Raw genomic sequence first — 6,815 nt, forward strand, 5'->3', positions numbered from 1 at the left:
CGTGAGGTTGATTGCACCGCCCTGCTGACCGCCATTTCCGGCGCATTCGACGCCTATGTTTTTGAAGCAAAAGAGGCTTTGTCCAATGAGTGATCCCCAAGCCCCCAAATCCGAAAAACCCAACCCGTTCGAGGCGGTTCCGATCGAAGTGACCGTCTCGGTCGGACGCGCGCGCCCTCTGATCCGCGACTTGCTGACCATGGGTGAAAACGCGGTCCTGACGCTGGATAAGCGGATCGAGGACCCGGTGGACTTGTATGTTGGCGATCAACTGGTCGCCCGTGGCCTGCTGGAAGAGATGGAGGGCGATCAGGCCGGGCAGCTTGCGGTGCGCCTGACCGAAATTTCGGACCTGCAGAACGGGATCGGATGATGCGTCCCCTGATCTGGCTGGTGGTGGCGTTGCTGTTGCTGCCCGCGATGGCCTCGGCGCAGGAGGTGTCGCTGTCGCTGGGCGACGGTGAGTCGATTTCGGCCCGGACCATACAGCTGATCCTGCTGATCACAGTGCTGAGCCTCGCGCCGGGACTGGCTATCATGATCACCTGTTTCCCGTTCCTGATCACGGTGCTGGCGATCTTGCGGCAGGGGATCGGGCTGCAGCAATCGCCGCCCAACATGCTGATCATCAGTCTGGCGCTGTTTCTGACCTTTTTCATCATGGAGCCGGTCTTTACCGAGGCCTGGACCACCGGAATAAAACCCATGGTCGATGAGACGATGGAGGTGGAGCCCGCCCTTGAACGCGCCCTGATCCCGTTTCGCGAATTCATGGCCGCCCGGCTGGATCCCGAGACGTTTCAGGCCATGGCCGCTCTGCGCCCGGATGGCGACCAGATGCAATTGTCGCCACAGGCGCCTTTGTCGGTTCTGATGCCGTCGTTCATGCTGTCCGAAATCGCGCGGGCGTTTCAGATCGGGTTTCTGATCTTCCTGCCGTTTCTGATCATCGATCTGGTGGTGGCTGCGGTCCTGATGTCGATGGGCATGATGATGGTGCCGCCTGCCACGGTGGCCCTGCCGTTCAAGCTGGCGTTTTTCGTGATCGCCGATGGCTGGGCTCTGATCGCGGGGGCGCTGGTGCGGAGCTATGCGGCTTGACCTATTGCCGACAGATTTCCAGACGGGCGCGCAGGCCCTGTTCCCCGGCCTCGAACCGCAGCGAGCCGCCATGCTGTTCGGCCACGGTCGTGGCGATGGTCAGGCCCAGCCCGAACCCGTCGGATGATCCGATATTGGACCCGCGCCGGAATGGGGTCAGCAGCGCCTCGATATCCGCGACGGAAAGGTCATTGCCCTTATCCTCGACAATGATCGTGGCCATCCGGGCATCGGTTTCCAACGCAACCTCGGCGTGACGGCCGTACTTCAGGGCGTTGTCGATCAGGTTCGTCAGCGCGCGTTTCAATGAGATCGGGCGCGCCATCACCAGAATGCGCCGGGTTTCCGGCAGTGAGCCGCGCCCGCGCCGGGACATGAAGACGGACGGCGCGCCCTCGACCATGACGGGGGCCACCTGCTGCAGGGTCACGGGCTGGCCGGTGTCCTGATAATCGGCAACCAGAGACTCGACGAGCGAGGTCAGTGAAATCTCACGCGGGTCCTCAATGCTCAGCTCGGACCTTGTATAGGTCAGCACGCTTTCGATCATGCCGGTCATCTGGTCCACATCGGCCTCAAGCTTTTCGCGCAGTTCGGCATCGGGGATCAGGGCTGCGCGCAGGCGGACGCGGGTGGCGGGGGTGCCCAGATCGTGACTAACGCCGGACAGCACGGTGGCGCGTTTTTCCAGCTGCGCGCGTTCGCCTTCTAGATATTCGTTCACGGCGGATACGATTTCGCGCAGCTCATCCGGGCCATCAGCGTCATAGCTGTCGGGCCCGCCGCGTCGCCTGCGATTGCGCAGGGCCTGCGAGAAGCGGGTGAACGTGTCCGACACGTTCCCGACCGAGGTCAGAATGACCGCCAGGCTCACCACGGCAGCAAGTATGGCGGGCAGGCGCAGATCGGCAGGCGCGGCGTTGCATCCCCAGATGGCGGTGCCGTCCACCTGTTGCCACGGCCCGCGCCCGAATTGCGCGATCAGGATCGGTTCGCTGCAATAGGTGGCCAGAAGACGGGTCAGGTTGCCCATCTTTTCAGACCCGGTCTGGTCGGTGCCGGACACGATGCCGGAAATCGGATAGACCAGACGATCTGACATCACGGCAAGCGTCAGCTCGCGCCCACTCAGGGGCGCGGAACTGTCGGTCAGGATCGACAGGTTGGTGACAAAGCGGCGGCCTGCGAAACCGGGCACCTGTTCGAACATGCCCTCCTCGGCCAGGGCGGCGGCCTCGGCGGGCAGAGGGGTTATTTTGATCCCGGATGAGGGCGCAGTGCCGGTGCGCAGCTCTTCATAAACCGCAAATCCGGCCACAAAAGACCGGGTCAGATACCGGTCCCACGCCTGCGACGAGGCGAACCACAGGCCCGCCGACAACAGCCCCGAGGCAAACCCGGCCAGCGACCAGATCCAGCCGAGACTGCGTAGCCGCAGGGTCATGTATCCTCTTCCACTGCGACTTCGGCGGCAAAGACGTAACCGACGCCCCGTTCGGTGCGCAGCATTTGCGGGTCTTTCGGGTTGGTCTCGATCTTGGAACGCAGGCGGCCCACCAGCATGTCGATGGCGCGGCCCTGCGCTTCGGGCTTGTCGGCATCGCCGGTGACGTCCAGCGCGGCGGCGATCTCATCCCGGGTCAGGGGGATATGCGGGTTGGCCAGTAGCACTTTCAGCAGGGCGGTTTCGCGTTGCGAGAGGGAGACCAGATAGCCCTCGGGCGAATGCACCTCATCCCGTTTGCCGTCATAGACCCAGCCGTCAAAGCGAAAGCTGCGGGTGCGGCGGCGATAGGCCAGCGAGGGCGTGCGCCGCGCCCGCTGCATCACGGCGCGGACACGGGCCAGTAGCAGCTGCGGGTTGAAAGGTTTGGCGATATAGTCGTCCGCGCCGACCTCATACCCGGCCATCCGCTGATGATCTGCCGACAGGGCCGAGACCAGAATGATAGGCACATCCTGCTCGGCCCGCAGGCGCGCACAAATCTCGACACCGTTCTCATCCCCCAGCATTACGTCCAACAGGATCAGGTCGATCCGCCCCGAGGTCAGATGCGTGCGTATTTCGCTTTCGGAACTGGCAGGCAGAGCGATATACCCGTTCTGCTGAAAGAACTGGGTCATCATCGACCGCATCTCGGAATCGTCGTCCACCACCAAGAGCCGGGGAATGCCCACTCTGTTTCTCCTCCTCAGAGTTCTCCGTCGCCGCCAATTGTAACGAATGGAAACGGATTCAAGCCCAAAGTAACACGGGGTAACAAAAGCGGTGAAAATTTCCACCTTGTCAGGATATTGCACAGCATTCTGCGTTGCCATGCAGCAATCTGTTAGCGCTATATCACGTATGGCTGCCCTCAGGGCGGCACCGAATTCTCAGGGAGGAGAACACAAATGAAGCGTTTTGCATTTGCCACCGTTTCGACCATCGCCATTGCGGCCGGGTCGTCCGTTGTGGCCGAGCCTCAGGCTGAGGTTCTGCATTGGTGGACCTCGGGTGGTGAGGCCAAGTCGGTTGCGGTTCTGCAGGAAGAGTTCGCCTCGAACGGCGGCACATGGACCGATATGCCGGTGGCTGGCGGCGGCGGCGACGCGGCGATGACCGCGCTGCGCGCCCGGGTTCTGGCCGGAAACGCGCCGACTGCGGTTCAGCTGAAAGGCCCCGCCATTCAGGAATGGTATGAAGAGGGCGTTCTGGCCGACATTTCCAGCGTTGCCGAAGCCGAAGGTTGGGCGGACGTGCTGCCTGCATCCATCGCGGGTCACATGAAGTGCGAAGGCACATGGTGTGCGGCCCCTGTCAACGTTCACCGCGTGGACTGGATCTGGGCCAACGCGGACGTATTGGCCGCCAACGGCATCGAAATGCCGACCACATGGGACGAATTCAACGCCGCCGCTGACAAGCTGCAGGCCGCTGGTGTGATCCCGCTGGCCCATGGTGGTCAGGCGTGGCAGGACGCGACCGTCTTTGAAACCGTGGTTCTGGGCATTGGCGGGCCCGAGTTCTTCCAGAAAGCGCTGGTTGATCTGGACCCCGAGGCGCTGACCTCGGACACGATGGTGCAGGCGTTTGACCAGATGCGCACCCTGCGTGGATATGTGGACGAGAACTTCTCGGGCCGTGACTGGAACCTTGCCACTGCCATGGTCATGAACGGCGAAGCGGCGTTCCAGATCATGGGCGACTGGGCCAAGGGTGAATTCCTGGCCGCCGGTAAAACACCGGGTGAGGATTTCCTGTGCGCCTCGACCCCCGGTGACGGCTATCTGTATAACGTCGACAGCTTTGCTATGTTCGACGTGGATGGTGACGACAAGAAAGCCGGTCAGGACCTGCTGGCCAAGCTGATCGTTGCGCCGAACTTCCAGAAAGTGTTCAACCTGAACAAGGGCTCGATCCCGGCGCGGACTGATGTGGGTCTGGATGACTTTGACATCTGCGCCAACCTGTCTGCCGAAGATATGGGCGCGACCTCGGCAAGCGGTTCGCTGCTGCCCTCTTACGCCCATGGCATGGCGCTGCGCGGGTCGCAGGCCGGTGCGATCACCGATGTGGTGACCGCGCATTTCAACTCGGATATGTCCTCGGCTGACGCGGTTCAGCAACTGGCGGACGCGGTGGCAAACAGCTACTGATCCAATAGGCTCTGCCCCCTATACTGCGGGGCAGAGCACCTTTCCCCGGAGGCTAAAATGTCCGAATGGCTGGAAAACCACCTGCCCAAGGTGGTGCTGGCACCGTCGTTCATCGCCGTATTGATCTTTGTCTATGGATTTATCGGATGGACCGCATGGGTGTCGCTGACCCGATCGAAACTGTTGCCGAAATACGAGATCAAGGGCTTCATCCAGTATGAACGCCTGTTCGACTCTCCCCGTTGGGATACGGCAATCAACAACCTGTATATCTTTGGCGCGCTGTTCATCGTGATCGCGATGGTGCTGGGCCTGTTGCTGGCCATCCTGCTGGATCAGAAGATCCGCGTCGAAGGGGCGATCCGCACGATCTACCTGTACCCTATGGCGCTGTCGATGATCGTGACCGGTACGGCGTGGAAGTGGATTTTGAACCCGGGTCTGGGCATTGAATCCATGGTGCAGGGTTGGGGCTTTACCAATTTCGAGTTCGACTGGCTGGTGAACCCGGACTACGCGATCTACACCATCGTGATGGCGGCGATCTGGCAAAGCTCGGGCTTCGTGATGGCGCTGTTTCTGGCCGGGCTGCGGTCCGTGGATGGTGAGATCATCAAGGCCGCTCAAGTCGATGGTATCCCCACATGGCGCATCTATACGGCGATCATCATCCCCTCGATGGCCCCGATCTTCCTGTCGGCCTTCATCGTGCTGGCGCATCTGGCGATCAAGAGCTTTGACCTTGTCATCGCCCTGACCGGCGGCGGTCCGGGCTACGCGACCGATCTGCCCGCCACCTACATGTATGCCATGGCGTTTTCGCGCGGTGACATCGGTCAGGCGGCCTCTTCCGCGATGATCATGATGCTGGTCGTCTTTGCCATCGTGGTTCCCTATCTTTATTCAGAGCTGAGGGCGAAAAATGACTGATCTGTCGATGCCCCAAACCCAAACCCGCACCCAAAGCGCCACTGGCAAGATTGCCCTGCGTTGGCTGCTCTATGTCCTGCTGGGCCTGTTTGCGCTGTATTACCTGATGCCGCTATTTGTGATGTTGACCACGTCGCTGAAAAGTCTTGAGGAAATCCGCACCGGGTCTCTGATCTCGCTCCCGCGTGAGGTCAGTCTGGATGCTTGGAAAACCGCGTGGTCCGGTGCCTGTACCGGTATCCAGTGTGAAGGCCTGCGGCCCTATTTCTGGAACTCGGTCCTGATCGCGGTGCCTGCGGTGGCAATCTCAACCCTGCTGGGTGCGCTGAACGGATATGTCGTGGCGCAATGGCGGTTCAAAGGGGCCAACATCATCTTCTCGCTGATGCTGTTTGGCTGCTTTATCCCGTTTCAAGTTGTCCTGCTGCCGATGGCACGCCTGTTGGGTCTGATGGGGATCGCCGGAACCATTCCGGGCCTGATCTTTGTCCACGTGATCTACGGGCTGGGCTTCACCACGCTGTTTTTCCGCAACTATTATGTCACGATTCCCTCTGAACTCACCAAAGCCGCCCGCGTGGATGGGGCCGGGTTCCTGCGGATTTTCTGGTCGATCTTCCTGCCGCTGTCGCTGCCCATCATCGTGGTGACCGTGATCTGGCAGTTCACGCAGATCTGGAATGACTTCCTGTTCGGCGTGTCGTTCAGCCAGGCGGGCACGCAGCCCGTGACCGTGGCGCTCAACAACATCGTAAACTCCACCACCGGCGTCAAAGAATACAACGTCGACATGGCTGCCGCGATCATCGCGGGGCTGCCGACGCTGCTCGTCTATGTCGTCGCCGGTAAGTATTTCATCCGCGGCCTGACCGCTGGCTCTGTGAAGGGATAAGACCCATGGCTCCCATTCTTGATATCCAAAACCTGTACAAGAATTACGGTGCAACCGAGGTTCTGAAGGACATCAACATCTCAATCGAACCGGGCGATTTTCTGGTACTGGTCGGCCCCTCGGGTTGCGGCAAATCCACCCTGCTGAACTGTATTGCCGGGCTTGAGGAGATCACCGGCGGGACGCTGTCCATTGGCGGCAAGGACATGACCCATGTCAGCCCCAAGGACCGCGACATCGCGATGGTGTTCCA

At 60.9% G+C, this 6,815-nt stretch carries 8 protein-coding genes; 6 read left to right on the plus strand and 2 right to left on the minus strand.

Translation table 11 applies throughout. The annotated features are described in order from the left end of the window. The first annotated feature begins 85 nt into the window (after positions 1 to 85). The gene (locus MPJ51_RS11045) at positions 86 to 373 is read left to right on the plus strand and encodes a FliM/FliN family flagellar motor C-terminal domain-containing protein (protein ID WP_298386155.1); all 288 of its coding nucleotides are present in this window, start codon (positions 86 to 88) and stop codon (positions 371 to 373) included. Then, positions 370 to 1,101 (plus strand): flagellar type III secretion system pore protein FliP, encoded by a 732-nt coding sequence (gene fliP, locus MPJ51_RS11050; protein ID WP_298386158.1) that lies wholly within the window; start codon positions 370 to 372, stop codon positions 1,099 to 1,101. Before MPJ51_RS11045 ends, fliP begins: the two co-directional genes overlap by 4 nt. Position 1,102: 1 nt before the next feature. Here fliP and MPJ51_RS11055 read toward each other — a convergent pair whose 3' ends face one another. Together MPJ51_RS11055 and MPJ51_RS11060 are read right to left on the minus strand one after the other, a co-directional pair. Continuing rightward, positions 1,103 to 2,545 (minus strand): HAMP domain-containing sensor histidine kinase, encoded by a 1,443-nt coding sequence (locus tag MPJ51_RS11055; protein ID WP_298386161.1) that lies wholly within the window; start codon positions 2,543 to 2,545, stop codon positions 1,103 to 1,105. After that, complete coding sequence (locus tag MPJ51_RS11060) at positions 2,542 to 3,279, minus strand: response regulator transcription factor (protein ID WP_298386164.1); 738 nt, start codon at positions 3,277 to 3,279, stop codon at positions 2,542 to 2,544. The genes MPJ51_RS11055 and MPJ51_RS11060 overlap by 4 nt, the downstream gene beginning before the upstream one ends. Positions 3,280 to 3,495: 216 nt before the next feature. On the opposite strand from MPJ51_RS11060, the gene MPJ51_RS11065 reads away from it, so the two are divergent. From MPJ51_RS11065 to MPJ51_RS11080, 4 genes are all read left to right on the plus strand, one after another. After that, the gene (locus MPJ51_RS11065) at positions 3,496 to 4,740 is read left to right on the plus strand and encodes an ABC transporter substrate-binding protein (RefSeq protein ID WP_298386167.1); all 1,245 of its coding nucleotides are present in this window, start codon (positions 3,496 to 3,498) and stop codon (positions 4,738 to 4,740) included. 57 nt (positions 4,741 to 4,797) lie between these two features. Beyond that, entirely contained in the window at positions 4,798 to 5,670 is an 873-nt protein-coding gene (locus tag MPJ51_RS11070; RefSeq protein ID WP_170387762.1) for a sugar ABC transporter permease, read from the plus strand. After that, positions 5,663 to 6,562 (plus strand): carbohydrate ABC transporter permease, encoded by a 900-nt coding sequence (locus MPJ51_RS11075; protein ID WP_298386177.1) that lies wholly within the window; start codon positions 5,663 to 5,665, stop codon positions 6,560 to 6,562. The genes MPJ51_RS11070 and MPJ51_RS11075 overlap by 8 nt, the downstream gene beginning before the upstream one ends. 5 nt (positions 6,563 to 6,567) lie before the next feature. After that, positions 6,568 to 6,815, plus strand: a 248-nt coding sequence (locus tag MPJ51_RS11080; RefSeq protein WP_298386180.1) for an ATP-binding cassette domain-containing protein, incomplete at its 3' end; no start/stop codon positions are given.

The organism is Ruegeria sp. (genome assembly GCF_028066395.1).
Lineage (GTDB): Bacteria > Pseudomonadota > Alphaproteobacteria > Rhodobacterales > Rhodobacteraceae > Ruegeria.